Below are 26,070 nucleotides of genomic sequence, written 5' to 3'. Positions count from 1 at the left end.
CCCAACCGTTTCAAACCGAGTCGGTCAACCGGCCGGTAACCACCGTTTTCGACTGTCCGCAATAATTCCGCTACTTATAGGACAGCTGTTGGCGAGTGCGGTTCCGGTCACCTTCGACTAGCGGTTATAGGTGTTTGTGATGATCTCGCCCTGGGTCGTCAGACCCGGATTCCCGACGGCCCAGTAGTTGCTGTGCGCGCGTAGGTCCCAGCCGAGGACGCGCGGGTGTTCCGGGCCGGTATTCGGGTCGGCGGACTCGAAGACGGTGGCGCCGAAATCCGGATGGACCGGGCTCACGCCGTGGGAGAGGGGGCCGAAGGCCGCGACGGGGTCGGCGGGGTCCGCGGTCGCGAAGACGTGCTCTCGATTGTGCTCGGGTGCGATGCCGTCGAGTCGGAGGTCCGTGGCGGTACTCACTTCCGTACCGGGGCTGCCCGCGAACACGAGCGCGTCGGCGGCCAGGGCGCCGGGGTACGCGGCGGCCACGCCGATGAGGGTGCTGCCGTAGCTGTGCCCGATGACGGTGTTGTGCGAGGGCAGGGCGGCGTGGGTGGCGCGCAGGCCGTCCTGGAAACGATCGAGCGCCGGGGCGCCCGCGTCGGCGTAGCGGTCGAGCAGTGCGCGCCCGAGCCAGGGCGGGGACGGATAGCCGTACCAGGCGATGACCGAGGTGTGCGCGTGCCTGTCGGCGGCGAGCGCGGATTCGTACAGCGCCCGGGCCCGGGCCACTCCCCCGCCGATGCCGGTGAGCGGCGAGGCGGTGCCGGGGACGAGGGTCGCGACGTTGCGGGCGGCGTCCGGATTCTGGATGGCGATGGCCGCGCGGCCGTTGTCGTCGAGGGCGAGCAGATAGCGCCGGGGGCCGTCCGCGGGCGGGTCGGCGCCCGCGGGCACCGTGCCGATGACGGCCTCGACGGCGTCGTATTCGGCGAGTCGTTGCCGCGACAGCTGGATCTCGTCCCGCAGGTCGTGCCATCGGTTCCAGTCGCGCAGCGAGTCGGGCCGGTGACCATCCGTCCACCGGGCCTGCCGCGTTTCGAGGATGGCGAGATCGGCTCGCGCGTCGGCGCGGAGCAGGTCCAGGGCCGCGCGGTTGTAGAAGTCGCGGGCGATCGCCGGGATGCCGTCGCGATTGCCGATCGACGGGTCGTAGGCGAACAACGCGTCCTTGTCGGCCGGTGCCAGTGATTCCCACAGTGCGCGTAGCGCGTTCGGGTCCTCGGGCAGGAAGGCCCGGCCTGCCAGGACGTCGGCCACGCGGTGGTCGAGCGGCCCGCCGCCGGGTGCGTGTCGCAGCGCGGCGAGGGCGGTGACGGCCGCGGTGAGGCGAGCGGCCACCTCCCGGTCGGTCTCACCGGCCGTGTCGAGCAGCGGAACGAGCCGGGCCTGGAGCGTGCGGGCCTGCGCGTCGAAGCAGACCTGCAGCGCCACATCCAGTGCCGCGTTGCCGGATTCGGCGCGCGGCGCGCGCACGGTCCCGTCCTCGCCGATCTCACAGCCGTTCGCCCGGGCCTCACCGTCGATCTCCGCGATGACCGCGCACACCCCCGCGAGCGCCGCGACGTCGGCGAGCGCGTCGGCGATGTCGGCGAGCGCCGCGTCGATATGATTCGCCGACCACTGAGCTTCCAGCGCCCGCAGCGCGTGCGCGGTGGCGGCGGACCCCGCCCATCGGCTCACCGCGACGTCGACCGCGTTCCCCACCGCCCCCATGGCCGCGACGAATTCCCGGTTGGCCGCCACCACCCCGTCCGCCGCGGCCACCGCGGCGTCGGGCCGCCACCGCAACACCTGACTCACCGTCTGCCGCATCCCCGCCCCCTCCTCCCTGTCCGCACGGAAGACGGCGAACACGTCGTCACCCCTGGGCGGATCGACAGCAGCCACGTCGCCCGCTCCATCCGCAGTCAGACGACAATCGTTGCCGCCGTGCATGTTTCGCCCGGCTTCGCTTTCGGCCGGTTCCCGAGGAGAACGGCTACGGCAGCCCGCGCAGGTACATCTCCATCTCGCCCGCCAACGCCGCGTCGGCTTCCTCGTAGGTCCGCATCCCCCGCTCGGCCACGTCCGACATGTGCCGTAGTCGATCCGCCAACTGCCGCAACGTGTCAACCAGAGGCTCCCCGACTCCCGCCGCCGCGACCCCGATGGCCGAGTCCGGCATGGCCCGCCCCGCTTCGGCGATCAGATCGACCGGGTCGATCCCCCCGATGACGTCGGCCTGCACCCGCACCCCCGCCGCCATCACCCGCAAAGCCTCCACGTCGACCCGCAACATCTCCCCCATGAGCGACCCCCTTCCGCTATCGACCCTATCCACCTGCCACCCGCCCGCAACGGCGAAAACCCGGTCTGTGGACAGCTTCTCGCCCATCCACAGCCTCGGTCGCCCCACCGGGACGCGCGACTCGCACACGCGTGACCGATCCGGCCCGCCCACCGGTTGCAAATTGTCTCAGACACTTATAGTCTGGGTCCGTCGTTGCGGACCCGGTGAGTACCCCGCCGGATCCACGACACCGCGAGGCGGCCCGCATACCCAATGTCGTCCGGCGACAGTGCCCACTTACGCCGGACCGCGGGCCGCCTCGGCTCCCGGTCGCCGACGTCTCGGCGACAACCGACAGACCGAAGACGAACGGCCCGAGATCATCTCGGGCCGTTCGTCTTCGGTATATGAGCCGCCGAGGGCGGATATCGGGGACGGATTGTGCTGGGAGGCAGGGGATGTGGACTACTTGACCGAGTTGGCCAGCTGGTCGGCGTAGGGGGCGACGAACTTGCCGACCAGGGGCAGCTCGGCGCGGACGCCGCCGACCCGGTTGGCCTGCAGCATCGCCATGATCCAGACCGCCAGGCTCAGGACCATCAGGGCCAGGCCGGCGAGGCTGAAGATGATGCCGAGGGCGCCGAGCAGGGAGCCCACGATGCTCAGGACGATGTTGAGGACCGAGACAGCGCCGAAGAAGACGATCGACTGCGAGGCATGGAACTTCACGTCCGGGTCGTTCTTGCCCACGAAGAGGAAGATCACTCCGGTGACCCAGCCGAGCGCGTAGGACAGGATCGCGCTCGTCTTCTTGTCGAGGCCGGTGGAGTTCGCGGGGTACTGAGAAGATGTCATGCGGTAAGTACACGCGGCGAACTTCGCCTACCAATCCCAACTTTCGGGGAAACCGCAGTTCACGCGAACCCGATCGGCGCCGTTCCGTTCCGATTCGTACAAGCGATCCCGCCCGGCCGACCGGCAGGATCAGCACATGATCGAACGCATCCACCCCTACATCGACGGCGACGACCCGGAAGTCTTCGCCCGCTTCTACTCCGGCGTCTTCGGTCTCGAAGTCGCCATGGAGACACCCGTGCTCGGCCTGCGCGCGCCCGGGAATCCGGCGGCGCAGCTCATCGTGCTGGCCCCCGGAACTGAGACCCCCACCCCGCGATTCGGCATCGATCTCGGTGACCCCGACCGTGTGGACGCCGCGCACGCCGAGGCCGTGCGGTGCGGCGCCAAGATCGTCTATCCGCTCACCGACGAGCCCTGGGGCGTGCGGCGGTTCTTCGTCGAGGACCCCGGCGGCACCGTGATCAACGTGCTCGCGCACCGGCGCTGACTCGCGGGCGGGATCGACTCCGCCGGCCCGCCCGAGCGGGCAGAATGGCCGTCGGCGAACCGTCGCGGCAAATTCGCCGAAAAAAGTTTCGGCGGCTTGTCGATCTCCGACACCCCCCGTTCGACCTAGGGATGCAAGCAAGACGAACACCTACCCCAGGAGACAAGACCATGAAGTACATGCTGATCATGCGCGCGACCGACGACGCCTGGGCCGCGATGGAGAAGTACGACTTCGACGAGATCCTCGAGACCATGGGCAAGTTCAACGACGAGCTCATCCGGGCCGGGATCCTGGTCGCGGCCGAGGGCCTCGAGGACGCCGCCCAGACCGTGGTCGTGGACTACGCCTCGGAGACCCCGGTGGTCACCGACGGGCCGTACGGCGAGACCAAGGAGCTCTTCGGCGGCTACTACATTCTCAACGTGGCGTCGAAGGAAGAGGCCGTCGAGTGGGCCAAGCGGATGCCGATGACCGGCCCGGGCGTCAAGACCGAGATCCGCCGGGTCACCTCGATCGACGAGTTCCCGCAGGACAACCAGTGGATCCAGAAGGAACGCGCCTGGCGCGAGGCCACCGGCCAGCTCTGATGACGCACCCCACCGGCCGGGAAGCCGTCGCGGCGGTCTGGCGCATCGAGTCCGCCCGGATCGTCGGCGCGCTGGCCCGCTATACCGGCGACTTCGCGATGGCCGAGGATCTCGCGCAGGAGGCGCTGGCCGAAGCGCTGGTGACGTGGCCGCGCGAAGGCGTGCCGCGGCAGCCGGCCGGGTGGTTGCTCACGGTCGGGCGGCGCCGCGCGATCGACGCGTTCCGGCGCCGCGCCGCCCTCGACGACCGGTACAACGCCCTGGCGGGCAATCTCGGTGAGGGCGGGGCGCTGACCGGCGGCGAGCCCGCCGAACCGGCCGGTGCGGAAGCGCAGGTGCTGTGGGATCCCGATCAGATCGACGATGACGTCCTCGCCCTGATGTTCATCTCCTGCCACCCGGTGCTCTCGCGCGAGGCTCGCCTGGCGTTGACGCTCCGGGTGGTGGGCGGTCTCACCAGTGACGAGATCGCCCGGGCGTGCCTGGTGCCGACCGCGACGGTCCAGGCCCGGATCACCCGGGCCAAGAAGACGCTCGGCGCCGCCGAGGTCGCGTTCGAGGTGCCGCCCGCGGCCGAGCGCCCGGCGCGGCTCGGATCGGTGCTCGGCGTCATCTACCTGATCTTCACCGAGGGGTCCTCGGCCAGTACGGGCGGCGACCTGATCCGCACCGACCTGGCCGCGGAGGCGGTGCGGCTCGCCCGTGTGCTGGCCCGGCTGATGCCCGAGGGCGAGGTGTACGGGCTGCTCGCGCTGCTCGAGCTCACCGCCGCGCGTTTTCCCGCCCGCACGGCTCCCGACGGGTCGCCGGTGTTGCTCGAACAGCAGGACCGGCGGCGCTGGGATCGGTCCGCTATCGGGCGGGGCCGGGCCGCGCTGGGCAAGGCCGCCGAGGCCGGGCGGGGTCTTGGCGCGTATGGCCTGCAGGCCGCGATCGCCGAATGTCACGCTGTCGCACCGTCTGTCGAGGCGACGGACTGGGAGCGGGTGGTCGTGCTCTACGAGGCGCTGGGCAGGCTCGCGCCCTCCCCCGTGGTGGAGTTGAATCGCGCCGTCGCGGTGTCGATGGCGAGCGGGCCGGCCGCGGCGCTGCCCATCGTCGAGGAATTGACCGCGGCGGGGGCACTGGCGAATTCGCACCTGCTGCCCGGGGTGCGGGGCGAGCTGCTGACCCGCATCGGGCGCAACGCCGAGGCGCGCGCGGCGCTGACCGAGGCGATCGGGCTGTGCGGCAACGAACGGGAGAAGTCGGTGCTGGAGAAGAAACTCGCTGATCTGTGAGGCCGCTCGCCCGCCGCGCGTACTAGCCGTAGCGAGTCGGTGCGCGCGGACTTGGCTTGGGGGCCAACTACATTCGCGCTGCACGACGCGACACCGCAATCGGGCGCCCAGCGCGCGATCAGGCGGCGTCGACGAACGCCCCGTCGACCAGCAGCGGAACGACCTTGCTCGATTCGAGTTCCGTCGCCACGGTGACATCGTCACCGAAGCCCTTCGCCGCGAGCTCGCGGCCGGACGCGCAGTCGCGCACCAGGGCCCGAACGTCGGCGATGCCCTCGTAACCCGCCCGGGCGAGCACGGCTTCCGATGAGAGCGGCCCCGAAACGCGCTGTGCGAGAGCGGTGATGACGGCGGCCGCGCCGAGCCAGTCCTCGACCGCAGGACGCAGCACGTCGGCGCCGGGCCAGTGTTCCCCGGCGGCGATCACCGCGACCGGATGGGATTCGGTGCCCCACCCCTGCCCGGCGATCCACTCGGCGACCGCGGTCGCGTTGCGCAGGGACGCGGCCAGCACCGGAATCCCGGTGACGGCGGCGCAGATCGCCGATCCGTTCGGCGAGGGCAGGACCAGTCGCGCGGGCGCGGGCGCCCGGCGCAGTGCGGCGGGCGACAGCGACCACGGCTGCCGCGCGGAGACGGCACTGCGCCCGACTGCCACCTCCGCCTGCTGCGCAGCGGCGAATTCGGCCGCGTTGCCGTCGCGCCACGGGTAGGGCAGGACCCGGGTGCCGGCCTCGACCATGACCGACACCGAGGTGGTGAACGACAACACGTCCACGACGACGACCGCGGCACACCCCGGCCCGAGCGCCCGCGCCCCCGCCAATCCCCAGTCGATACGGATACCGGCCGGCGACTGCTTCGACCACTCCGGAATCTCGATCATCCCCACCCCTTCACCACGCCCGACGAAACGGTTCGCCAGTGTGTCAGAGATCGGCCGGTTTCGCAGGACCGGTCGCTGCCACCGCCCGGCCGCCGAATGTCCACCGGCAGTGCGGCGTTCGCCGGAGCGCTCGATGACCACGCAGGTTGTCCCGGAAGTGCGCCCGTCTGAGGCATCAACTTCGTGGAACACGTACCCGCTTCGATCACCTCGGATTGCGGCGACCGGCGGGATGTAGATCACGGTCGCCGTACAGCGTTATGCCCCGCGTCCGGCCTCGGCATCCGAATCACGCTGCGCCCCTTCGGCGCAGCGTTCGGCGAAGAATCCAGCCGCAGAGCGGAAGGACTGCTCGGGTTGCTCGGATCCGACGGGCACCTAGCGCGCGGTGGTGGCGATGGCGATGTTGGCCTTGGCCGTGCAGACCGATTCCGAGGCAACGTTGGTCAGCCAGACCCCGTCCGCCACAGCGCATCCGACCGCCCGCCCCGTCTCGGCTCGGCTCGGCTCGGCTCGGCTCGAGGTGCGTACCGCCGGCGGGGATACTCGCCCCGGTTCAGCCCCGCAGGCTCGCGATCGCCTTCTCGATCCGCCGCTGCCGCGTCTCGGGCTTCTTCGCGCCTTCTATCGCGAGCACGTGTTCGCGCTTGCGACTGTGGGACAACGCGTCGTAGGCGGCGCGCGCTTCGGGGTCCGCGTCCAGCGCCTGAGCGAAGTCCGCGGGTTCGACGACCTCGCGCGGCTCGGTGTCCAGTTCCACCTCGAGCTCGACCTCGTCGCCGATCTCGATCCCCGCGGCCGCGCGGTTCGCCTTGCTGAGACCGATCAGATGCCGGCCGCGCATCAGGGCGATGCGGCTCCGCCAGGAATGCCCGTTGATGGTGATCGTGACCGGCGGCCGCGCACCGTCCCCGAGCGCGGTGACCACCTCGGGCGGCACCTCCAGTCCGCGCATCGGCTCGGGCGGCTCGACCTGCGACCGAAACTTCATGTGCGCTCTCCCGTTGACTCACGGCGGGTCCGTCCGGCCCGCCTCTCGCTCCCCACTCCAAGATCATCGCGGGCGCGACGCACGCCACGGCACGTGCCACGCCGTCCGAGGAACCGCATTGCGACAGCTCGCCGCCGATCAGCCCTCGACCAGCGCTGATGACCCAGCCCCGTCACCGCGGCCCTCCCGAACTCCGCGCCACGAGCATCCTCGCGCACCATAGCCGAAACTCGTACGTATGCAGCGCAACCGGATCGTTCTGCGACCTGGGCGTCGAGGACCAGGAACTCGAGTTCGGTGCTGACGGCGGCCGTGTCGACGGGGGTCGTCGCGACTGCGAGGTCGAGGCCCGGTGGCGGTTCGGCGTGGGTGAGCGGTTGGGACCGGGGTTACCAGCGGTGTGCGGAACCCCGTACCGGGGTGTTCCCGCGCCGGCGACACGCCGGTGCGTGAGAATGTGGACGTGTCGAAGTCGAAGCCCGCGGGCGGGATCTCGGACCGTGAGGCCGAAGTGCTCGCCCTGGTGGGGCGGTACCGGAGCAACGCCGAGATCGCCGCGCAGCTGTTCATCTCCGTGCGGACCGTGGAGACCCACGTGTCCTCGCTGCTGCGCAAGGTCGGGGTGCCGGACCGGCGGGCGCTGGCCGAGCGGGCCGCGGAGCTCGACCGGACCGAGGCGGAGGGGGCGCCGGCCGCCGTGCTGCCCGCGCCGCTGACCTCGTTCGTCGGCCGTGCCCGCGAGCGCGACGAGCTGCGCGCGGCGGTGCGGGCGCACCGGCACGTGACCGCGCTCGGGCCCGGGGGCGTCGGCAAGACGCGGCTGGCGCTGGCGGTCGCCGCCGACCTGTCCGGTGAATTCACCGGCGGCGCATGGTTCGTGGACCTGGTGCCGGTGACCGACCCGGCGATGACAGGGGCCGCGGTGGCGCGCGCGCTCGGGATCGGCGAGCAGCAGGGTCGCACCCTCGAGGAGTCGGTGGCGGCCACGCTCGGCGAGCGCCGGGTGCTGCTGGTGCTCGACAACTGCGAGCATCTGCGGGACGGGGTGGCGCCGTTCATCGAATACCTGCTCGCGAACTGCCCGAACGTGACGGTGCTCGCGACCAGCCGGGCCCGGCTCATGGTGCCGTTCGAACAGGTCTTCACGGTGCCCCCGCTCTCGCTCGGCGACGACGCCGAGGACGCGGTCGCGCTGTTCCTGGACCGGGCCGCCGCGCTGGGCTGGCCGGTGGACGCCGAGCAGCTGGATCGCGTGCACGAGATCTGCGGCAGGCTCGACGGACTGGCGCTGGCCATCGAGCTCGCGGCCGCCCGGCTGCCCACGCTCGGGCTGGACGGGCTCGGCGCGAGTCTCGCGGATCCGCTGCGGCTGCTGGTCGGCGGCCGCCGGGCCGACGAGCGGCATCGGTCGGTGCGCGCGATGCTGGACTGGAGCCAGGCGCTGCTGACCGAGGAGGATCGGCGGGTGTTGCGGCGGATCGCGGTGTTCGTCGCCCCGTTCACCGCCGTCGATGCCATGGCGGTGGCGGGGACGGCGGAGCTGGATTCGATCGCGGTCGCCGACGGTCTGGCCCGGCTCACCGAACAGAGTCTGCTGACGGTCGTCCGGTCCGCGCGCGGGACCCGGTACCGGGCGCTGGAGACGATCCGCCAGTACGAGCGCGAGGAGCTGGTGAGCGCCGGCGAGCTCGAGGAAACCCTTGCGCGGCACGCACACTGGTGCGCGACGACGGCCGCGGAGTTGCTCGCCGACACCGCGCGCCCGGTGCGGGAGCGGTCCGCGGCGTTCGACGCGATCGCCGACGACACGCGCGCGGCACTGGCCTGGGCGGCATCGCAGGCCGAGCGGCGCGACGACGCGTTCGCCCTCGCGATGTCCCTGGCGCGGTTGACTTTCGATCGCAATCTCATCGGGGAATCCCAGCGGCGCTACGAACAGGCCGCCGCGCTGACCGCGGACCCGGCCGCCGCCGCCGAGACGCTGCGGCGGGCCGCCGAGGTCGCGGGCTGCCGGATGCGCGGCGAGGACATGTATCGCCTGTACCGGGCGGCCGCCGCGATCGCCTGTGGCGCAGCCGATTCGGCCGCCGCGGCGCGGGATCTGGCCACCGCGGCGATCACCGTCTTCCGCATGGCCGATACGTTCGCGCGCCCGATCGCGGTGAGCGAGGCCGCGGCGCTGCTGGACGAGGCACGCGCACTCGCCGGGACGGATCCGCTCGCGCTGGCCGCGGTGGCGCTGGCCGAATGCGGCGTGCTCGCCCATGCCGACGCCGAGGTCGGCGACTCGGATCCGGCTGCCGCCCGGGTGTCGGAAGGTCCCGCCTCCGAAGCGCTGTCGCGCGCGCGACACGCGGTGACCCTGGCCGACAACACCCGGGACCCGCTCGCGCGCAGTGCCGCCCTGGATGCCCTGGCCGCGGCGCAGTGCTGGGCCGGAGACATCGTCGCCACCGCGGAGACCACCCGGCGGCGCGTGGCGCTGCTGTCCGCCATGCCGCCCACGCCGGCCAGTTCCCTCGAACACGTCAACGCGCTGTCCGAGGCGGCCGAGATCGCCATCGGGGTGGGCGATCTGGCGGCGGCGCGGCAGGTGGCCGAGCAGTTGCACGATCTGCCGCTGCTGGCCGAGCGCGGCGATTTCGCCACGTCCGCCCTGCTGGTGGCGGAGGCGCTGGCGGGCGATCTCGACGACGTGCTCACTCGCAGTGGCGGATTCCTCGATGCGTGGGAGCTGTCCGGCCGCCCGCACTCCCCCGGCCTGGCTCCGGCGGCCGCGGCGGTCGCGATGGCGCACGGGCTGCGCGGCGACGATGTCGCGCGGGGTGAGTGGCTCGCGATCGTGGACGCGCTCGGCGGCGCCGGGGAACAGCAGTCCGCCTACCGCGCGGTGTTCGAGGCGATCGTCCTGCTCGATCGCGGCGAAACGACAAAGGCGCTGGACGAATTGGCGATCGAACAGGATTCGCCCGACGAGCGCGCCATCTGGATCTGGCGGCACTGGTACGTCGCCCTGCGCGCCGAAGCCGCGGTGCTGTCCGGCCATCCGGATGCGCGCGGCGTCGTTGCCGCGGCGCGGACCACGGTGTCCGGCAACCCGATAGCAGGTCCGATAGTGGAGCGGGCCGCCGCCATACTCGACGGCGACACCACCCCGCTGGCCGCTCTCGCGGCGGAATTCGAACGCGCCCACTGTCATTACCAGTCCGCCCGGACCCTGGCCCTCGCGGCCGGGGTCTGATTCCCGGGTCAGACCGCCGTCTCCCACACGAAGCCGTCGGCGTCGGCGAAGGATCCGATGCCGCTGCTGACGACGATGCGGTGCGAGCCACTGCCGTCGGGGGCCATGCCGGCGTCCTTGGCGGCGGCCTTGAGCGGGTACATCGCCAGGGTGACCGGCGAGCCCTTGCCCTCGAACTCGGCGTACTTGCCGCCGAAGCTCTTGGCCACGGTCAGCCCGCGCTCGACGTAGAACTGCTTGGCGGCCTTCACATCCGAGACGCCGAGCAGCAGGACGACGGTGTCGATCTTGCGGGTGAACGGGCCGACGTCCTTCTTGTTCGAGGTGTCGACCTTCCATACGGACCCGTCCGGCGCCTGCAGCACCGCGCCGTAGCCCCAGAAGCTCTTCTTGGCGGCCTTGACGATCGTGAACCCGGCCTCGACCGCGGTGCCGACCAGGCTGTCGACGGTGGACGGCTGCGACACCACGAGGGAGAGCATGAATCCACGGAATCCCGCCGACTCCCCGCGCGTCGGCCGGAACCCGATTGCGTCACCCAGCCCGAAGGCGGCTTCGTAGATCGCGGCGGCGGCAGCGGGGTCCTCGACCTCGAGCTGAACGGTGATATCGGTGCTGGTGAGCGTGTTGTTTTCCATGCCGATAAAGATATGGACGGGCCCCACCGGCCGGCATCCGTGCCGACCACGGAACGGACCACGGAGAGCGGGTCGGTGGGCGTCCGGTGGCCCGGGCCGACGGGGACGCGGGTCAGTCGCCCCCGGGCCCGCCGCGCAGGGAGTCGATCATGCCTCGCAGCGCGTGGAACGCGGCCGACCGTTCCGGTTCCGTCATCCCCGACAGCATTCTGAGTTCGACGGAACGGACCGCGGCGGAAGCCTTTTCGAGGCTGCGGCGTCCCTTGGGCGTGAGGCGGGCGGGCAGCGCCTTGCCGACCGGGGCCTCGGCGGGCCGGGCGACATAACCGTCGCGCTCGAGGGACTGGAGCAGGACGTTCATGGTCTGGCGGGTGACGAACGCACCGCGCGCGAGATCGGAGTTCGACAGGCCCGGGCGCTGGGCCAGAAGTTCGAGGCACGAGTAGTGCGTGACGCTCATACCCAGCGGGCGCAGGACTTCCTCCATGGCGGTGCGCAGGGCGCTGGACGCCTCTTTGAGCAGGTAACCGAGCGAGGTCTCCAGGTCGACGGCGTCTTGACTCATGTCAGTATTCTGACATACCGTGGTTCGTGTCAGTTAACTGACACGAACAGAGGAGGATCGTCATGCCCGTCACCGGCCCCGACTTCGTCTCGCTCCAGGCGCGCGACCTCGCCGCCTCCCAGGCGTTCTACGAGCACTACCTGGGCCTGGTCCGCTCACCCGCCGGGCCGCCCCACGCCGTCGTCTTCGAGACGAAGCCGATCGCGTTCGCCCTGCGCGACGTGGTCCCCGGCACCGACCTCGACGCCGTCGCCCAGCCGGGCATCGGCGCCGCGATCTGGTTGCACGCGACGGACGTCCAAGCCATACACGACGCGCTCGCCGCCGACGGCCACCCGATCGTGGCCGCACCGATCGACGGCCCCTTCGGCCGGACCTTCACGTTCGCCGACCCGGACGGCTACCGGATCACCCTGCACGACCGCGCGTGATCCGACCGGCGCCGCTCCGGTCCCGCTCGGTCGGCCGAAGCGGTCACCGGATTCGATAGCCTGGCGTCATGGTCGTCGAGCCGGTCAGTGAGCGGACCCCGCGGCCCGTGCGGCGGGCGGTGATGACGCAGTGGTGGCGGGACGTCACGTTCCTGCACTGGACGGTGGAGCCGGACGCGGTGGCGGCGCTGCTGCCGCCGGGAACCCGGCCCGATCTGTTCGACGGGCGCGCCTACGTGGGACTGGTGCCGTTCCGGATGGAACGCACGCTGCGGCTGCCGTATCTGGGCTCGTTTTGCGAGACGAACGTGCGGCTGTACTCGGTCGACGAGCGCGGGCGGCGGGGCGTGGTGTTCCTGTCGCTGGACGCCGCCCGCCTGATACCGGCGCTGGCCGGGCGCGCGGCGGTGTCGCTGCCGTATCTGTGGTCGGCGCTGCGGATCGAAAAGACCTCCGGCACTGTCGAATACCGATGCCGGCGCCGGCGCGGGGACATCGGGAGCCGGGTGCGGGTGCGGCCCGGCGAGCCGATCGCGGAGCCGACGCCGCTCGAGCAGTTCCTGACCGCCCGGTGGGGGCTGCACGTCGCGCGCGGCGGTCGCACCCTCTACATGCCCAACGAGCACCCGGCGTGGCCGCTGCACCGCGCCGAACTACTGGACTGCGACGACGATCTCGTCGCGGCCGCGGGCGTGCCCGTCACCGGCGAGGGCCCGGTCAGCGTCCTCTACTCCCCGGGCGTTCCGGTGCGATTCGGCCCGCCCTTTCGCGCGGACAGGCCGATCGAGCGCCGGGGCGACGGGTCCGCCGATCAGTGAACGACCCGGTCGCCGGTACTGCGCGAGCCGGCGTTAGCCCGCGTTCGACGTGCAGATGGTGTCCAGCACCGACAGCGGCTCGACCAGCCACGCGAGGCCGAGATCGAAAAGTAAGCGCGTCGGCGGGGACAGGGTTCGATTCCCCAAGTCCACAACGACATGGACTCGACCCCCGAGTATGTTCTGCACCGACCGGGCGATCATTCGCGCAATCGGGACCGATGTCCACCTCGCGCAGTGCATTTCGGCATGGCTGCCCGGGACGGTTCGGCCTTATTCCGGCAGATCTCCGGCACGGTGCGGAACCGCGATGTCGAACCGCCAGGAGCCGGGGACGCCCGTACGCGCGGCGGCCTCGGTGTGCAGGCTCAGGAAGTCCGCGCGCGGCAGGTCGATCGCGCCGAGCGAGGCGAGATGTTCGGAGGTCACCTGGCAATCGATGAGCGCGAAATCCCATGCGGTGAGCTGCGCGCACAGCCAGTACAGCGCGATCTTCGAGGTGTCCCGGGCACGGGAGAACATGGACTCCCCGGCGAAGGAACGCCCGCGCGCGACCCCGTAGAGCCCGCCGACGAGTTCGCCGCCGCGCCACACCTCGACCGAGTGCGCGTGGCCGAGTTCGTGCAGCCGCACGTAGGCCGCCAGCATGTCCGCGCCGATCCAGGTGCCCGCCTCCTTGGCGCGCGGCGCGGCGCAATTCACCATCACCTCGGTGAAGGCCCGGTCCATGGTGACGGTGTAGTCGGCGGCGGCGACCGCCCGCCGATGTGACCTGGTCACCCGCAGCGCGCCCGGCACCAGGATGCTGCGCGGGTCCGGGCAGTACCAATGGATGATCTCGCCGGGGTTGTACCAGGGAAAGATGCCCGCGGAGTAGGCGTCCAGCAGCCGCTGCTCGGACAGATCCCCGCCGAACGCGATCAGCCCCGACGGGTCCGCGTGCTCGACCGGTGGAAAGGGCTGGTCCGGTTCGGCCAGGAACAGCCGGATCAGGTCGCTGGCGTCGGTCACCGGGCAGACACTACCGACCCGCGCCGACAGCGTCCGGGTGCGGCGTGGGCCGCCGGTCGGCGTGGTCTACGCACGGCTGTGCCGGGGCTGCGGCGGCGGCGCGTACGACTCGGCGCCGGGACCGGTGTACAGGCTGTCGTGGCTCACGACCTCGGCGTCGTATTGCCGCAGAAGCATGGCGACGTGCGGATCGCGAACGGGGTCGAAAGGCGTGTCCGCGGTGCGGCGGTGCTCGGCCAGGGCGTTGCGGAGCTGCCCGGCCCGCCGATGACCTGATACCCGCAGCACCGTGAGCGAGGACAGGTGGTTGCCCTGCTCCCGGAAGACGTCGACCCGCGAGGCGGCCGGCCCGAGCACGCGGGCCACGAGCAACGGCACACCGACGATCACCTGGGCCGCTATCTCGACGAGCGAGACGACGACGAGCACGAGCCACAGCAGCAGGGCGAGCAGCTCGAGGGCCTGCCCGAGAACGACCACGACCAGCAGGAACACCAGCAGAAAAGGCAACTTCCACAGCCATTCCCACCCACTGAGCCCATCGAGCTTCGCCTCGCGCTCGGCCTGCCGCCGCTCCCGGCGCACGGTTCTGGGCGTCGGTTGCCGCCCCTGCTCCGCTTCGATGGGTTGCGGCGCACCCGCCGGCACCTCGTAGCGGAAATACGTGTTCTCGAACGCGATGTAGTACGGCTGCACCACCCGCCGCCACGGCGCGAATCTGCGCCGCAGGTACCAGAATCGCTTGCTCGCGTCCCGAACTCTCACGCGCGCCAGTAAATCAGCAAGGGTGGCCGGGGCGCGATCGCATTCCTGCGCGGGAACGGTTGCCGTGCAGGATGACCCGGGCACTGGCGACCGCGACCGTGAGCACGGTCATCACCGGAAACCGCCGATGCGCCCCGCCTTCACCGAAACGATCTGGTGGTCAGAGGAATTCGGGTTCGGCCACCCATCCGGCCCCGAGCACCAGCGAAGACGACTTCAGGATGGTGCGAAGCCGGACGGGCGATCGAGTTCCGGCGACGGGTCAGTCCAGGTCGATGCGAACGGTCAGCAGCTGGGTGCCTACCGCGCGTACGACCGCGCTGTTGGCCCGGGGTAGAGCGCGCAGGCGGGCACGGGCGTCGTCGTCGGGCACCAGGTGTGCGATGCCGGTGTGCCAGCGGCCGCGAAGGCGCAGGCGAACGCGGTTGTCCGCCAGAATGTTTCGGACGTACTGGGACTTCTCGCCGAACTCGGAGACGAGCCAGAAGGTGGTGCCCGTGCGGCGGCCGCCTATCGGGGTGATCCGGGGCTCACCGCTCTTGCGGCCCGTCGTTTCCAGGAGGGTCTGTACCGGTAGCCGGCCCATGATCGGGTTACCGATGTGTCGTTGCGCCGTCGTCACCACTCGGTGTTGCAGGTCTCGCAGCTTGGTCACGGGTCGATCCTATTCACGAGTCCGGTTTTCGGCCCGCGGAGTTCGGGCCGGAGGGGACCGGCCAGAACCCGCCGGAGCACGGCCGGGGCCGACAAACCGCCGGGTCGGCAGGCCATCAGATCGGCAGGCCATCGGGTCGGCAGGTCGGCGAGCCCGCGGACCGGGCGACTAGCGCGGCCGCCGATCGAAGCTCCCGGAGGCGCGGACACAAGCGGCAAGTGAACGCCCTGGCATCCCCACTCGCATGGTCGAATCGACTGATCGGATCGGATCGCTGTGATCGGGTGCGGCCGGGGTGCCGTGCGACAGGGTTGATGGTGGAAGGAGGCCTCGTGATCTCGGCACTCAACAGGCTGGTCGACCTCGTCGACGAGCAGCTGACCGACGAGCTCGACATCGGCGGGCTCGCCAGGGAGCTCGGCACGACCGAGTACCACCTGCGGCGGATGTTCTCGTCGCTCGCGGGCATGCCGCTCTCGGAGTACGTGCGGAGGCGGCGCATGACCGTCGCCGCCGCCGAAGTCGTTCGCGGCGAGGACGATCTGCTGAGCATCGCCGTCCGGCACGGTTACGGCTCGAGCGAGGCGTTCGGACGCGCGTTCCGCGCGGTCCACGGCGCGAGCCCCGGTGACGTGCGCCGCGACGGAGGCCCCCTTCGCACACAACCGCAGCTCAGGTTCCGCCTGACCGTAGAAGGGAGCACCCCCATGGACACCCGCATCATCGACCGCCCCGCTTTCCGGCTCGTCGGGCACGCCGCCCGGGTTCCACTCATCCATCGCGGCGTCAACCCGCACATCCAGCAGCACATCGCCGCGCTGCCCCCGCAGGAGCATGTCCGGCTGAAGGACCTGAACGACACCGATCCCGCCGGCCTGCTGCAGGTTTCGGACGGCGTGGATCCCGACGGCGTCGAGGGCACCGAACTGACCTACCTGCACGGCGTCGCCGTGCAGCTGGAAACCCCCGTCCCCGGAGACCTCGACGCCATCGATGTCCCGGCCGGTACCTGGGCGGTGTTCCGCACGTCCGGTCCCCACCCGAAAACCCTCCAGGACACCTGGGCCGCGACCGCGACCGATTGGTTCCCCTCGAACCCGTGGCGTCTGCGCCCGGGCCCGTCGATCGTCGCGATCCTGGACCGCACGGCAGATTTCACCACCGCGACCTGTGAGCTGTGGTTGCCCGTCGAGCCCGAGTGATTGTCACTGAGGACACGGGCGTACGGCGGTTCGGCGGCTGCGGACGGGTTGTCGCGTCCAGGGTGCACGCACCGCGTTGGTGAATCATGCTCGCCGCCAACGCGGTTACGTTCGCCCCCGCCGGCAGGTGCCCGTAGGGAGCGAGGAACCGGCCGGTCCGAATTCCCGTCCGCCGCCCCTGTCGAGTGTCGCCCCCGGGCAAGCGCAGGGCCTCAATCGCCAGCAAGGTTGCCCGTTGGGTGCGAACCGGCCCGTCCGCCGACCCTGTCAAGTGTCGGCCCAAAGGCAGGCGCGGGGCCTCGATCGCGGGCAGGGTTGCCCGTTGGGAGCGAAGAACCGGCCCGTCCGCAGCTCTTGTCGGGTGTCAGCCCCAAGGCAGGCGCAGCGCCTCGAGTTCCGATTTCGCAAGAATGGCGTTCACGAGGTCGGGCGGGCCGGTCACCTTCGTGCCCCAGAGGTCCCAATCCGACCAGGTGATCCAGGATCGGTCCGCGGCCCACAGATTCGACGGCGAACCGGCGCCGGCGGGGTGGTCGTAGAGCGCGGTCGCCGATCCGAGCGGGCCGGAAAGCGTTACGCCGGTGTCGAACTCGCCGCTCGCGCCGGGGCCGAAGTAGGCCACGCAGGGTGTCTCCGCGCCTTGCGGGGACCAGGCGATCAATACCTCGAGCAGGGCTTCCCACGACTCGCGGTCGAGCGAGCCCTCGGCGGGCGGGCGAATGCTGACCGGCCAGCTGCCGTTCACCGTCGCGCCGGGCATGCAGCGGAAACAGGGCAGGACGCCCTCGGCGACGGGCTCTTCCCCCACGCGCTCGGCCAGTTCGGCCCAGCGCAGCCGCCGCCATCCGGGCCCCGGATGGCGCGAGCGGCCCACCGACCCGCCCGTCTCCACGGAGTTGGCATCGAGCGTGGCCAGCCCCGGGAACGTGACCGGCTGCTCCAGGCCGGCGGCCAGCCGCCGCTTGCGCGCTTCGTCGTAGGTGAGTTGCGAAGGCGCCGAGTCGTGTTCGTACATCGCGTTCAGCACCCACACGGCGTCGGGGTGTGACGGTATTTCGTACCCGCACCACCCGATATCCGTGTCGGGCGTGCCGAGCCACGACACGAGCGCCCTGTCCGCGATGTCCCACTCCACGCGCCCAGCGTAGCGAGCATCACCACACGTGGGAGCGGTGCCGGGCGCTCCGCGCCGGAACATGGAGCGCGATCGGAAGACCACCGGCCCTGAGCGCGAAGGCCGCAGGTCTACTCCGGGACCGTGCCCGACGAGCCCGAGGGATACTGCTCGGGCGACCCGGAGGAGTCGATCACGAAAAATGTTGGGCCGCCGTTTATTGCGGCGCGCCGGGAAAGAGCATCTCGGTCGCCGCGCGCAGGATCTGATCGGCGCGCAGCAGGGTGGTGCACGCGTCGGGATCGCAGGTGCGGTGTGCGGCTCGGGCCTGGGCGGCCTCGATCACGCCGAGGTAGGCGTCGGTGGGGAAATCGCACTCGGCGAGCTGGGCGGAGCGGGTGGCGATGGCGTCACTGACGGAGTCGCCGAGTCGCGGAGCGGAGTGCGGAAGAGGTTGACCCTCGGGAGATTTCATGGGATTACCGCGCTTCGGGGTGGTCGGGAGCGGCGAGGCGGAGGCGGCAGTTGGGGAGATAGGGGTTCTGACGGGTGAACACAGTGTGCCCGGTGGTGACGCAGGTATGCATCGACTCGAGCGGATAGCGGTACCCGCCTTCGAGAACGATCGCCCGGTCGGTGATCGCGGTGATCCGCAAGCGGGACAGGACGATCCCCCGGGTTTGCGAGAGTTCGACGACACGGGCGCCGACGCGCACCCACGCCGGGAGTTCCGGAACGGCGGCCGGCGCGTCGATGTCGAAGGCCAGCAGCGCTTTCGCCTGCGCCTTGCGACGGCAGACGGAGGTCGGGCACTCCCGATGGGTGGCGAGTTCGCGCCGGGCACGCTCGGCGGTCAGCTCATGGTCGGGAACGGGATCATGATCGAGTTGCTGTGCGGCGGTGTTCATTCGGCAGCTCCGGTCGGCTCGCGGATCGATGATGGCTGCGGCGGGATCGACGCTGGTCGCCCCGCCGCGGGTGCCTACAAGTCTGCGCGCCGGAGTTATGCTCGTGGAAGCTTCCCAGTGAACTACGACACAATCTTTCCTTCCGGCTTGGAAGCTTTGTTCCAACACAAAGGGAGACAGTTGTGAAAAGCCATACGCTGCCGGCGCGGCTGATGGGGATGACGCTGGAGGCGCTGCGAGAGCGCATCCGACCGGCGATGAGTCGCGAGGCCGCCGCCAAACTCCTTGGGCTGAGCCAACAAACACTGTGGCGATACGAGCGAGCACAGTGGGAACAACCACCCAAGAAGGTCTCGATCCTGGCGATGTGCAGGCTGTACGACGCCGACATCGCCGAGCAGGAAACGATATTGGATCTACTGGGCAGGGCAAGCGAGTCCGGTTGGTGGCAGAAGTTCGACAACGCGATGACTCCGGGCTTCTCGCAATTCGTCGCCCGCGAGAACTCGGCACAACGGATGATCAGTTATCAGGACACGTTGCTGCCGGGAATGCTGCAAACCGCCGAGTATCGACGCGCGATGGCGTACGTGATCGATCCCAACGCCCCGGAAGACTCCGTCACGTCGAGTATCGCCGTGGCCACGATGAGACAGGGGCGGCTCGAAGAGACCAGCCAGGCCCGGCTCGAAGTTGTTGCGGTACTGGCAGAACGTGTCCTGCGCCAAACTATCGGCGGCGCGGCCGTTATGCGCGACCAACTGGAGCGGCTTCTGACGCTGGTCGAAATACCCACCGTTTCGATTCGGATCATCCCCGAGGGCACTCCGCACATCGGTTTGGCGACAGGGCCGTTCGTCGTCCTGGAGTCGCCGAAGAGCGATAAGCAATGGATTCCGGATGAGCCGCCGACGGTGTATCTGCAGCACTTCACGGGAAGCCTCTACTTGGGACGAGACGAGGAAGTCCAGAAGTACTACCGTGCATTCGAGGGCATCGCCGAAGCATCGGTCAGCAGCGAGGAAAGCCGAGCGCTGATCAGTCGTATCGCAAAGGATCTAGAGCAGTGAACTTCGAACCGTCCAACACATACTCGATCGACTATTCCGCGCAGCTGGTAGCAGCTCGGTGGTTCAAGAGCTCCCGCAGCACACCGCAGCAGGACTGCGTCGAGGCGACGCATCTCACGGAAGGAATGGTCGGCGTGCGAGATTCGAAGAACCCCGCCGGCCCGGCGCTCGTCTTCGACGGAACGTCCTGGGACGCTTTCATTTCCGGCGTGCGGGCCGGAGCATTCGACCGCTAGCAGCGAACCCGGGCGGCTCCCGGGGTCCGAGAACCCCCGGAGGCCGTGCGCCGAACACTCAGGCGGGTTTGCATTCGATGGTCGCGTACTTGGCGGTGCCGCGCCATTCGGTCTGCGCCAGCCCCTTGGCCTGGCGCAGGTTCTTGCGCGCCTCGACGGTGACGGCGGGGAGCGGATCGCCGCCCCAGGTCTCGGCGGTGCAGACGTAGGCGCGGGGCGCCGCCGCTGCCGCGGAAGGCGATCCCGCGACGACGAACACCGGGGCCACCGCCATGACGGCGGCGGGGAGGGTGGCCAGGTACTTGACGTTCAACGACGTCTCCTCACGGTGGTCTCGACAGGTGCGACCGCGCGGGCGGGGCGGGACCCGACGGCACGCAGATTCTCGCACGTGCGGCGGGTTTCGGCCGGGCTAGGTTTCCACCGCGGAGTTCTGGGCGTGGCCGGTTGCGAGCGTAATGGTGTTCACGAATTTCCATTGGTCGAAACGCGCTATTTGCCCGAATGTCGTTGTGTCACAACAGAATTGGGCTATTCATGCTCGCTATGAAGGAGTAGAATAGAGGCATGGATTCGAGGAAGGTACCCACCATCGCGACCAGTGCCAAAGCACTCGGCGCCGCGGTGGAGAACCTGCTCGAATTGCCGATGTACTCGTTGGCCAAGGACGAGGTCATCGACGTCATGCAGGAGCTCGAAACCAGCTTCCGCAAGCTCGAAGCCGTCAAGCAGCGGTTCGCACTCGAGTGCGGAGCACGAGACTTGGGCCCTCGGGCGGGTGTGAAGAGCCTGATCCTGTTCCTGCAACAGACCCTGCGCCTGTCGTACGCCGAGGCCGCCGCCCGCGTTCGTAACGCTGATCTGCTGTCGACGGTGTCTGTGGGTTCGAGCACCCGGCCGCCGAAATTGCCGCTCGTAGCTAAAGCGCAACGGGCCGGGGAGATCTCCGCCGATCATGTGAAAGCGATCAAGGATGCGCTCGAGCGGATCCCCGACGCCGCCGGTCCGGAAGTGAAGGATCATGCCGAGGAGCATCTGACCTCTTATGCCCGTGAGGGTGATCCGAAGGGTGTGACCAAGCTCGGGGTGCACATTTTGGCGCATGTCGATCCCGACGGGCGTTTGACCGAGGACCGTGACCGCCAGCGGGTCCGGTGCATCAAGATCGGGCACCAGGGCATCGACGGCATGTACCCGATCTCGGGATACCTCACCCCGCAGTTGGGTGCGGTCATGATCCCGATGTTCGAGAAGTTCGGGCGCCCCGGCATGTGCAACCCGGACGACCCCGAAAGCCCGTGGACCACCGCCGAACTGGGTCTCGATACCGAACTCGACGATGGCGACGACATCGGTGATGATGCCAGGGCCGATGATCCTTCGCTGACCCCGGCAGAGCGTGCCCGCGCTGCGGCTCGTGCGAAACTGCGCGCGGCAGCCAAACGGGACCGCCGCACCGCCGAGCAGCGCCACCACGATGCCCTGTTGGTGTTCTTCCGCCCGGACATGGGACCCACGAAGCTGGGATCGCATCGTGGGCTGCCGGTCTCGACCATCATCACCATGAGCATCGAAGACCTCGAACGCCGCACCGGGGTTGCCACGACCGCGACCGGTGGCACGATGTCGATCACCCAAGCCCTCCAGGTCGCCAGGAACTCCACCCCGTACCTGGTAGTGCTCGACCGCAACGGCCGACCCCTGCACCTGTCCCGAGGCCAGCGCCTGGCCAACCCGGCGCAACGGTTGGCGCTCACCGCCACCGAACATGGGTGCACGCGCCCCGGATGCGACGCGCCAGCGAGCCGCTCGGCTGTACACCACATCAAGGAATGGTCAGATGGTGGTGAAACGGACATCGAAAACCTGACCCTGGCGTGCGATGCCTGCCACGCCCAGATCAACACCGGCCCGAACGGGTGGGAAACGGTTGTCATGGGCGAGGATTCGGAGAATCCAGGCAAAACCGGGTGGATTCCTCCACCACACATCGACCGAAGTCGTAGGCCACGTGTGAACTTCCGCCACCATCCACAGTTTCCGGGTATCCCCGCACGATGGCGCTGCTAACCATCACGCCCGGTCGCGACTCCCCCGCTCACTGCTTTCCACTCTGCCTCTTCGGCTTACCTATGCCGAAGAGGCTTTCGTGCGCCGACACGCCCCACCCACCCCCTTGGCGTCGAACACTCCCGAACTCCACCACGACCCCAGCACCGGGCATCCCCGCACGGCGACTCTGCCCACGACCACACCCCGGCCTTGAACCGCTCACTGCTCTAAGCACTTTCGCTCGCCGCCTCATGTCCTTCGACACCGAACGTGCTCCCACCCACCTTCCCCCCGACCCGGCCATCCCACCCACACCGCTGGTGCGACCACACGCACCGGTGTTCACGCCCGTGGCCGACGTAGCCCGAACCCGAACCCACCCTCTGGCTTCCAGCGGGGTTCGGGAGAGCAGGCAAAACAGATGCGGCAGTGCTGGTTACCTCGCCTGCCGTACCCGACCTATGGCTCCCCAGCCGAGAGCCCGTTCGCCCTTCCAGCCCGGTTGGCCGGCCGTGGGAACCTTCTCGAGACTCACCGACAAAGACTCGTCATCCCCGGATGGGGGTTATGCCCGGGCGGTGATTGCCGTGCCCGGTGCCGAATTCGGAACCCGGCCACGCATCCAAGGGCTTCGATCCCGCCTATCGGCCCGGAAGGGCTGGAACCGCCGCCGAGGCACCCAACCCGCCCCCGCTGGTACTCCGCTATCCAGGCTTCCTTCCCCGGTAGGGCACCCAACCGCAACCGAGTCTCCGGACGTGCCCCCGCCGGTACTCCGATTTCTAGTCGTCTTTCCTCCGGCAGGGCACTCAACCGCCGTCGAGCCTCCCGACGTGCCCCTGCTGGTACTCCGTTGTCCAGGCATTTTTCCCCCGGTAGGGCAACCAACCGCCGCCGAGTTTCCCGACGTGCCCCCGCCGGTACTCCGTTGTCCAGGCATCTTCCCTGCGGTAGCCCTCCCAGCCGCGACCGATGCACCCAACTCTTCCCGCCGGTACTCCGCTGTCCAGGCTTCTCTTCCTCCCCAGGGCTCCCACGCGATCGAGGCACCCAACGTGCCCCACTCGTACTCCGCTTTCCAGGACTCTCTCCTGCGGTAGGGCACTCCACCACGATCGCGTGTCCGCCATGCCCCGCCGCTACTTCGTTGTCAGAGCGTCTTCCCGCAGTAGGACACCCAGCCGCCGCCGAGTCTTCCAGGCGCTCTGCCGGTACCCGTTCTCCTGGCTTCTCGCCTGCGGTAGGGCACCCCACCGCTAACCGAGCATCTGACGCGCCCCCAGCGACACGCAGTCATCCGGGCTTCGTCGCTCCGGCTGGGCACCCAACCGCGCTCGGGACACCCAACCCGGCTATGCCGGTACTCCGCTATCCAGGCTCCCTTCCCATGGAAGGGAATCCAGCTGCCATCGCACCCGACAGGCCCCGCCAGCACTCCGTTCTCGAGGCCACTCCCCCGGTTGCACACCAATCCCAACCCCAGCCGACGCTCCCCACGCTCCTCCAGCACTCCTCCGCCGTCGGCCCCGGCCCGCAGCCGCACGCCATCGAGCCCCGTCTACGCGGGCCAGTCATAGGCGACGCCGGTCAGCTTCTCACTCAACCGCCAGAGCGCGCCGGCCTGGGTGCGGCTGTAGGCCAACGGGTTTCGCAGCGTGCGCCGGGGATAGCCGAGGGTCTCCAGGGCGGGGCCGACGTAGGAGTTCCCGGCCAGGCCGGGGACCGTCGCCGCGTAGAGCTGGGGCAGTGCGCCCATCCGATCCGATTGCGCCAGGCCGACCAGCGCGCGCTGCTGTAGCGCGGAAATGCGTGCGGTCCAGCCGCTTTCGGGGGTCGACTCGTAGAGGTTGGTGGCGGACAGGCCGGGATGGGCGGCTACGGCGACCAGGGGCGTGCCGTGGGCGCGCGCTCGCCGGTCCAATTCGGCGGTGAAGAGCAGGTTCGCCAGCTTCGACTGGCTGTAGGCCAGCCAGCGCAGATAGACCACGCGCCACTGGGGATCGAGCCAGTTGATCGCGCCGCCCCAGGCCGCGATGGACGACACCGTCACCACCCGGGGCGCGGGGGCGCGCAGGAGCGCGGGCAGGAGCAGACCCGTCAGCGCGTAGTGGCCCAGATGATTGGTGCCGAATTGGGCGTCGAAGCCCTCGGCGGTGCGCGCGTTGCGCGGGAGCGCCATGACGCCGGCGTTGTTGACCAGCAGATCGATGGGAACACCGCGCACATCGAGATGGTCGGCCGCGCGCCGCACGGAACCGAGGTCGGCCAGATCCAGCGGCAGGACTTCGGGTTTGGGTCCGGTGGCTCCGGCGGCGACAGACTCCAGGGCGGCGGCGGCCTTGATCTCGTTGCGGCAGGCCATGAGAACGTGCGCACCCTTGGCCGCCAGGGCTTCGGCGGTGCGCAGGCCCAGGCCGCTGTTGGCACCGGTGACCACGGCCGTCTTGCCGCTGAGGTCGGGGATATCGTCGGCTGTCCAGCGCCGGGCGATCAGGGGCGGATTGACCGCCTTCGCCGCGGCCGTGTGCACCTGTGCCATCACCTTCACACTCTTCCTACGCGCGCAAATATCGTCTGAGACAGAGTAGCCGGTCATGCTAGGCTGCGACAGTTCTCGCGGCGGGCCGCCGTCGCCTACCGATCGCATCGAGGGGGCCGCGATGGCCGACCGTCAGCACACCTACGGCACGGCGCTGCAGACGCCACCCGGCCCGTTCGAACGGGCGGCGCGCGAGCTGTTCGCCGAGTTCACCAGGTGGCTCGCACCGCGGGCGCATCGAGCCGGTCGAGCGGTGCGCGCCGAGCTCGCGCGGGCCGCGTTCATCGTCGCCGCACTGGGATTCGCGCTCGTCGCCGCGGTCTACGGCACCATCTACTTCTTCGCCTTCGTCGTCGAGTTGCTCGGACAGTGGATGCCACACTGGGCCGCGCTGGGACTCACCTCAGCCATGATGCTGATTCCGGCGGGACTCGCCGCCCTGGTCGGGGTGTGGCGGATCTTCCGGCTGCGCAGCGTGCGCGCCGCCCGCGCCGCGGCCGGTGCGGCGAATACGGCATTCACCAATCTCGGACGACGAAACACCAAGGGCGTCAAACCTTTCTGACCTCGGTCCCGGCACGCGGCTCTACCGCGAAGACGGCGACCACGGCACCGACGGCGAGCGCCACCGTCAGCGAGAGGGGCCACTCGATCGCACGGCGATGGGCGGCACGATTCCACGTAAGCCGCTATCGTGTCTGAGACAATCTGGGTGCACTGCGGTCGACAGTCTCGGAGCAGCTGCCCCGCAGTTCTCCCGAAAGCAGCCGAGCCATGATCGAAACCCTTCTCGTCGCGGCGATCGTTCTCCTGGTGGCAAGCGCTGTCGCCGCCACGATCAGCGCCGCCGTCCTGCATCGCCGGCGACGCGCGGTGCTGTCCGGCGGCGGCTTCGAGGTGCGTCCCGTGTCCGCCGAGCACGTCGACGAATTCCTCGCCGACCGAGGCACTTTCGCCGTCACCGCGATCCGCGAGTTCGCCGCGCCCGCCGCGCGGGTCTGGGACGCGCTGCAACTCGACGGCGCCTACTCCTGGCTGCCGCTGGTCAACGGCATTCGCTACGCCGATGACCGCCGCCACGAGGGCGCGGCTCGCGTGATCGACGCGCCACTGTTCGCGGCACGGGAACGGGTGATCATCCAGGCCCCGCACACGCGCCTCGCCGCCACCGGCACCGGACTCTCGATTCCCCTACTGGTCACCGGTTTCGCCCAGGACTACCGATTCACCGAGCTGAACGGCCGCACCACCGTGGCGTGGACCATCGCCGTGCGCCCGCGCTTCGGCCGCTTCCTGCCGCTGCGCTGGGGCGCTCCCTTCGTGCGTCCCTTCGCCGCCTGGGCGCTCGGCGGGCTCCGCACGCGGATCTGAGCTTCACCCCACCCGCGCGGACGGTGGCGGCTACCCTCGTCGAGACCGCAATAACACTGCCGTGCTTGCTGATTGGTCGCTAAGGGGTTCCAC

Annotated in this window: 27 protein-coding genes; 12 read left to right on the top strand and 15 right to left on the bottom strand. The window is 69.8% G+C overall.

Annotated elements, in window-relative coordinates; genetic code table 11:
- Window positions 1–117 precede the first annotated feature (117 nt).
- From ACWDOP_RS08615 to ACWDOP_RS08605, 3 genes are all read right to left on the bottom strand, one after another.
- A complete protein-coding gene (locus ACWDOP_RS08615) occupies window positions 118–1,887 on the bottom strand; it encodes an alpha/beta hydrolase (protein ID WP_456344564.1) in 1,770 nt (589 codons plus the stop codon).
- A 91-nt stretch (window positions 1,888–1,978) separates the two neighbouring features.
- A complete protein-coding gene (locus tag ACWDOP_RS08610; RefSeq protein ID WP_456344563.1) occupies window positions 1,979–2,287 on the bottom strand; it encodes a hypothetical protein in 309 nt (102 codons plus the stop codon).
- 447 nt (window positions 2,288–2,734) lie between these two features.
- Window positions 2,735–3,124, bottom strand: a complete 390-nt coding sequence (locus ACWDOP_RS08605) for a DUF4870 domain-containing protein (RefSeq protein WP_456344562.1) — start codon at window positions 3,122–3,124, stop codon at window positions 2,735–2,737.
- Between the two features lie 136 nt (window positions 3,125–3,260).
- Between ACWDOP_RS08605 and ACWDOP_RS08600 the strand changes: the two genes are divergently transcribed.
- The 3 genes from ACWDOP_RS08600 to ACWDOP_RS08590 all read left to right on the top strand — a co-directional run bounded on the left by ACWDOP_RS08600 (window position 3,261) and on the right by ACWDOP_RS08590 (window position 5,484).
- Window positions 3,261–3,614: a VOC family protein gene (locus tag ACWDOP_RS08600; protein ID WP_454204150.1), complete on the top strand. Its 354-nt coding sequence runs from the start codon at window positions 3,261–3,263 to the stop codon at window positions 3,612–3,614.
- Between the two features lie 170 nt (window positions 3,615–3,784).
- A complete protein-coding gene (locus ACWDOP_RS08595; protein WP_454204149.1) occupies window positions 3,785–4,204 on the top strand; it encodes a YciI family protein in 420 nt (139 codons plus the stop codon).
- On the top strand, window positions 4,204–5,484 hold the full coding sequence (locus tag ACWDOP_RS08590) for an RNA polymerase sigma factor (protein ID WP_456344561.1): 1,281 nt from the start codon (window positions 4,204–4,206) through the stop codon (window positions 5,482–5,484). Before ACWDOP_RS08595 ends, ACWDOP_RS08590 begins: the two co-directional genes overlap by 1 nt.
- Before the next feature lie 118 nt (window positions 5,485–5,602).
- On the opposite strand, the gene ACWDOP_RS08585 is transcribed toward ACWDOP_RS08590, so the two are convergent.
- Entirely contained in the window at window positions 5,603–6,370 is a 768-nt protein-coding gene (locus tag ACWDOP_RS08585) for a 2-phosphosulfolactate phosphatase (RefSeq protein WP_456344560.1), read from the bottom strand.
- Window positions 6,371–6,926: 556 nt separating this feature from the next.
- Window positions 6,927–7,361, bottom strand: coding sequence for a YdeI/OmpD-associated family protein (locus ACWDOP_RS08580; RefSeq protein WP_456344559.1), 435 nt, complete (start codon window positions 7,359–7,361; stop codon window positions 6,927–6,929).
- 463 nt (window positions 7,362–7,824) lie between these two features.
- Between ACWDOP_RS08580 and ACWDOP_RS08575 the strand changes: the two genes are divergently transcribed.
- Window positions 7,825–10,602 carry an ATP-binding protein gene (locus tag ACWDOP_RS08575; protein ID WP_456344558.1) on the top strand — a complete coding sequence of 926 codons (2,778 nt, stop codon included), beginning with the start codon at window positions 7,825–7,827 and terminating at the stop codon, window positions 10,600–10,602.
- Between the two features lie 8 nt (window positions 10,603–10,610).
- On the opposite strand, the gene ACWDOP_RS08570 is transcribed toward ACWDOP_RS08575, so the two are convergent.
- Both ACWDOP_RS08570 and ACWDOP_RS08565 read right to left on the bottom strand, forming a co-directional pair.
- Window positions 10,611–11,240, bottom strand: coding sequence for a glyoxalase (locus tag ACWDOP_RS08570; RefSeq protein ID WP_454204143.1), 630 nt, complete (start codon window positions 11,238–11,240; stop codon window positions 10,611–10,613).
- A gap of 112 nt (window positions 11,241–11,352) precedes the next feature.
- Window positions 11,353–11,805, bottom strand: coding sequence for a MarR family winged helix-turn-helix transcriptional regulator (locus tag ACWDOP_RS08565; protein ID WP_456344557.1), 453 nt, complete (start codon window positions 11,803–11,805; stop codon window positions 11,353–11,355).
- Window positions 11,806–11,867: 62 nt separating this feature from the next.
- On the opposite strand from ACWDOP_RS08565, the gene ACWDOP_RS08560 reads away from it, so the two are divergent.
- Together ACWDOP_RS08560 and ACWDOP_RS08555 are read left to right on the top strand one after the other, a co-directional pair.
- Window positions 11,868–12,236: a VOC family protein gene (locus ACWDOP_RS08560; protein WP_454204141.1), complete on the top strand. Its 369-nt coding sequence runs from the start codon at window positions 11,868–11,870 to the stop codon at window positions 12,234–12,236.
- A 68-nt stretch (window positions 12,237–12,304) separates the two neighbouring features.
- Window positions 12,305–13,054, top strand: coding sequence for a YqjF family protein (locus ACWDOP_RS08555; protein WP_456344556.1), 750 nt, complete (start codon window positions 12,305–12,307; stop codon window positions 13,052–13,054).
- A gap of 273 nt (window positions 13,055–13,327) precedes the next feature.
- On the opposite strand, the gene aat is transcribed toward ACWDOP_RS08555, so the two are convergent.
- The 3 genes from aat to ACWDOP_RS08540 all read right to left on the bottom strand — a co-directional run bounded on the left by aat (window position 13,328) and on the right by ACWDOP_RS08540 (window position 15,476).
- Entirely contained in the window at window positions 13,328–14,065 is a 738-nt protein-coding gene (aat, locus tag ACWDOP_RS08550) for a leucyl/phenylalanyl-tRNA--protein transferase (RefSeq protein WP_456344555.1), read from the bottom strand.
- Between the two features lie 66 nt (window positions 14,066–14,131).
- Window positions 14,132–14,830, bottom strand: coding sequence for a hypothetical protein (locus ACWDOP_RS08545; RefSeq protein ID WP_456344554.1), 699 nt, complete (start codon window positions 14,828–14,830; stop codon window positions 14,132–14,134).
- Between the two features lie 262 nt (window positions 14,831–15,092).
- Window positions 15,093–15,476, bottom strand: coding sequence for a nitroreductase/quinone reductase family protein (locus tag ACWDOP_RS08540; RefSeq protein WP_456344678.1), 384 nt, complete (start codon window positions 15,474–15,476; stop codon window positions 15,093–15,095).
- 341 nt (window positions 15,477–15,817) lie between these two features.
- Between ACWDOP_RS08540 and ACWDOP_RS08535 the strand changes: the two genes are divergently transcribed.
- The gene (locus ACWDOP_RS08535) at window positions 15,818–16,687 is read left to right on the top strand and encodes an AraC family transcriptional regulator (RefSeq protein ID WP_456344553.1); all 870 of its coding nucleotides are present in this window, start codon (window positions 15,818–15,820) and stop codon (window positions 16,685–16,687) included.
- Between the two features lie 364 nt (window positions 16,688–17,051).
- On the opposite strand, the gene ACWDOP_RS08530 is transcribed toward ACWDOP_RS08535, so the two are convergent.
- The 3 genes from ACWDOP_RS08530 to ACWDOP_RS08520 all read right to left on the bottom strand — a co-directional run bounded on the left by ACWDOP_RS08530 (window position 17,052) and on the right by ACWDOP_RS08520 (window position 18,709).
- A complete protein-coding gene (locus ACWDOP_RS08530) occupies window positions 17,052–17,822 on the bottom strand; it encodes a hypothetical protein (protein ID WP_456344552.1) in 771 nt (256 codons plus the stop codon).
- Window positions 17,823–18,018: 196 nt separating this feature from the next.
- The gene (locus ACWDOP_RS08525; protein ID WP_456344551.1) at window positions 18,019–18,276 is read right to left on the bottom strand and encodes a hypothetical protein; all 258 of its coding nucleotides are present in this window, start codon (window positions 18,274–18,276) and stop codon (window positions 18,019–18,021) included.
- Window positions 18,277–18,280: 4 nt separating this feature from the next.
- Window positions 18,281–18,709 (bottom strand): hypothetical protein, encoded by a 429-nt coding sequence (locus ACWDOP_RS08520; protein ID WP_456344550.1) that lies wholly within the window; start codon window positions 18,707–18,709, stop codon window positions 18,281–18,283.
- Between the two features lie 182 nt (window positions 18,710–18,891).
- Between ACWDOP_RS08520 and ACWDOP_RS08515 the strand changes: the two genes are divergently transcribed.
- Both ACWDOP_RS08515 and ACWDOP_RS08510 read left to right on the top strand, forming a co-directional pair.
- Window positions 18,892–19,779 carry a helix-turn-helix domain-containing protein gene (locus ACWDOP_RS08515; RefSeq protein WP_456344549.1) on the top strand — a complete coding sequence of 296 codons (888 nt, stop codon included), beginning with the start codon at window positions 18,892–18,894 and terminating at the stop codon, window positions 19,777–19,779.
- On the top strand, window positions 19,776–20,015 hold the full coding sequence (locus ACWDOP_RS08510; RefSeq protein ID WP_456344548.1) for a DUF397 domain-containing protein: 240 nt from the start codon (window positions 19,776–19,778) through the stop codon (window positions 20,013–20,015). The genes ACWDOP_RS08515 and ACWDOP_RS08510 overlap by 4 nt, the downstream gene beginning before the upstream one ends.
- 58 nt (window positions 20,016–20,073) lie before the next feature.
- On the opposite strand, the gene ACWDOP_RS08505 is transcribed toward ACWDOP_RS08510, so the two are convergent.
- Window positions 20,074–20,328: a hypothetical protein gene (locus ACWDOP_RS08505; protein ID WP_456344547.1), complete on the bottom strand. Its 255-nt coding sequence runs from the start codon at window positions 20,326–20,328 to the stop codon at window positions 20,074–20,076.
- Window positions 20,329–20,582: 254 nt separating this feature from the next.
- Between ACWDOP_RS08505 and ACWDOP_RS08500 the strand changes: the two genes are divergently transcribed.
- On the top strand, window positions 20,583–22,085 hold the full coding sequence (locus tag ACWDOP_RS08500) for a DUF222 domain-containing protein (protein ID WP_456344546.1): 1,503 nt from the start codon (window positions 20,583–20,585) through the stop codon (window positions 22,083–22,085).
- A gap of 1,540 nt (window positions 22,086–23,625) precedes the next feature.
- Here ACWDOP_RS08500 and ACWDOP_RS08495 read toward each other — a convergent pair.
- Window positions 23,626–24,606 (bottom strand): oxidoreductase, encoded by a 981-nt coding sequence (locus tag ACWDOP_RS08495; protein WP_456344545.1) that lies wholly within the window; start codon window positions 24,604–24,606, stop codon window positions 23,626–23,628.
- Window positions 24,607–24,727: 121 nt separating this feature from the next.
- Between ACWDOP_RS08495 and ACWDOP_RS08490 the strand changes: the two genes are divergently transcribed.
- Window positions 24,728–25,171 carry a phage holin family protein gene (locus tag ACWDOP_RS08490; RefSeq protein WP_456344544.1) on the top strand — a complete coding sequence of 148 codons (444 nt, stop codon included), beginning with the start codon at window positions 24,728–24,730 and terminating at the stop codon, window positions 25,169–25,171.
- 209 nt (window positions 25,172–25,380) lie between these two features.
- A complete protein-coding gene (locus tag ACWDOP_RS08485; RefSeq protein ID WP_456344543.1) occupies window positions 25,381–25,977 on the top strand; it encodes an SRPBCC family protein in 597 nt (198 codons plus the stop codon).
- Window positions 25,978–26,070 lie beyond the last annotated feature (93 nt).

The sequence above is a fragment of the Nocardia sp. NPDC003693 genome, from assembly GCF_053981095.1.
This window is presented reverse-complemented; position numbering and strand designations above follow the sequence as displayed.

Bases quoted from the DNA above. Each gene is read 5' to 3' on its own strand.
- ACWDOP_RS08520 (WP_456344550.1), bottom strand. From the start codon at position 18,709: ATGAACACCGCCGCACAGCAACTCGATCATGATCCCGTTCCCGACCAT.
- ACWDOP_RS08560 (WP_454204141.1), top strand. From the start codon at position 11,868: ATGCCCGTCACCGGCCCCGACTTCGTCTCGCTCCAGGCGCGCGACCTC.
- ACWDOP_RS08600 (WP_454204150.1), top strand. From the start codon at position 3,261: ATGATCGAACGCATCCACCCCTACATCGACGGCGACGACCCGGAAGTC.
- ACWDOP_RS08605 (WP_456344562.1), bottom strand. From the start codon at position 3,124: ATGACATCTTCTCAGTACCCCGCGAACTCCACCGGCCTCGACAAGAAG.
- ACWDOP_RS08490 (WP_456344544.1), top strand. From the start codon at position 24,728: ATGGCCGACCGTCAGCACACCTACGGCACGGCGCTGCAGACGCCACCC.
- ACWDOP_RS08525 (WP_456344551.1), bottom strand. From the start codon at position 18,276: ATGAAATCTCCCGAGGGTCAACCTCTTCCGCACTCCGCTCCGCGACTC.
- ACWDOP_RS08595 (WP_454204149.1), top strand. From the start codon at position 3,785: ATGAAGTACATGCTGATCATGCGCGCGACCGACGACGCCTGGGCCGCG.
- ACWDOP_RS08590 (WP_456344561.1), top strand. From the start codon at position 4,204: ATGACGCACCCCACCGGCCGGGAAGCCGTCGCGGCGGTCTGGCGCATC.
- ACWDOP_RS08565 (WP_456344557.1), bottom strand. From the start codon at position 11,805: ATGAGTCAAGACGCCGTCGACCTGGAGACCTCGCTCGGTTACCTGCTC.
- ACWDOP_RS08580 (WP_456344559.1), bottom strand. From the start codon at position 7,361: ATGAAGTTTCGGTCGCAGGTCGAGCCGCCCGAGCCGATGCGCGGACTG.
- ACWDOP_RS08555 (WP_456344556.1), top strand. From the start codon at position 12,305: ATGGTCGTCGAGCCGGTCAGTGAGCGGACCCCGCGGCCCGTGCGGCGG.
- ACWDOP_RS08485 (WP_456344543.1), top strand. From the start codon at position 25,381: ATGATCGAAACCCTTCTCGTCGCGGCGATCGTTCTCCTGGTGGCAAGC.
- ACWDOP_RS08500 (WP_456344546.1), top strand. From the start codon at position 20,583: ATGGATTCGAGGAAGGTACCCACCATCGCGACCAGTGCCAAAGCACTC.
- ACWDOP_RS08570 (WP_454204143.1), bottom strand. From the start codon at position 11,240: ATGGAAAACAACACGCTCACCAGCACCGATATCACCGTTCAGCTCGAG.
- ACWDOP_RS08610 (WP_456344563.1), bottom strand. From the start codon at position 2,287: ATGGGGGAGATGTTGCGGGTCGACGTGGAGGCTTTGCGGGTGATGGCG.
- ACWDOP_RS08495 (WP_456344545.1), bottom strand. From the start codon at position 24,606: ATGGCACAGGTGCACACGGCCGCGGCGAAGGCGGTCAATCCGCCCCTG.
- ACWDOP_RS08585 (WP_456344560.1), bottom strand. From the start codon at position 6,370: ATGATCGAGATTCCGGAGTGGTCGAAGCAGTCGCCGGCCGGTATCCGT.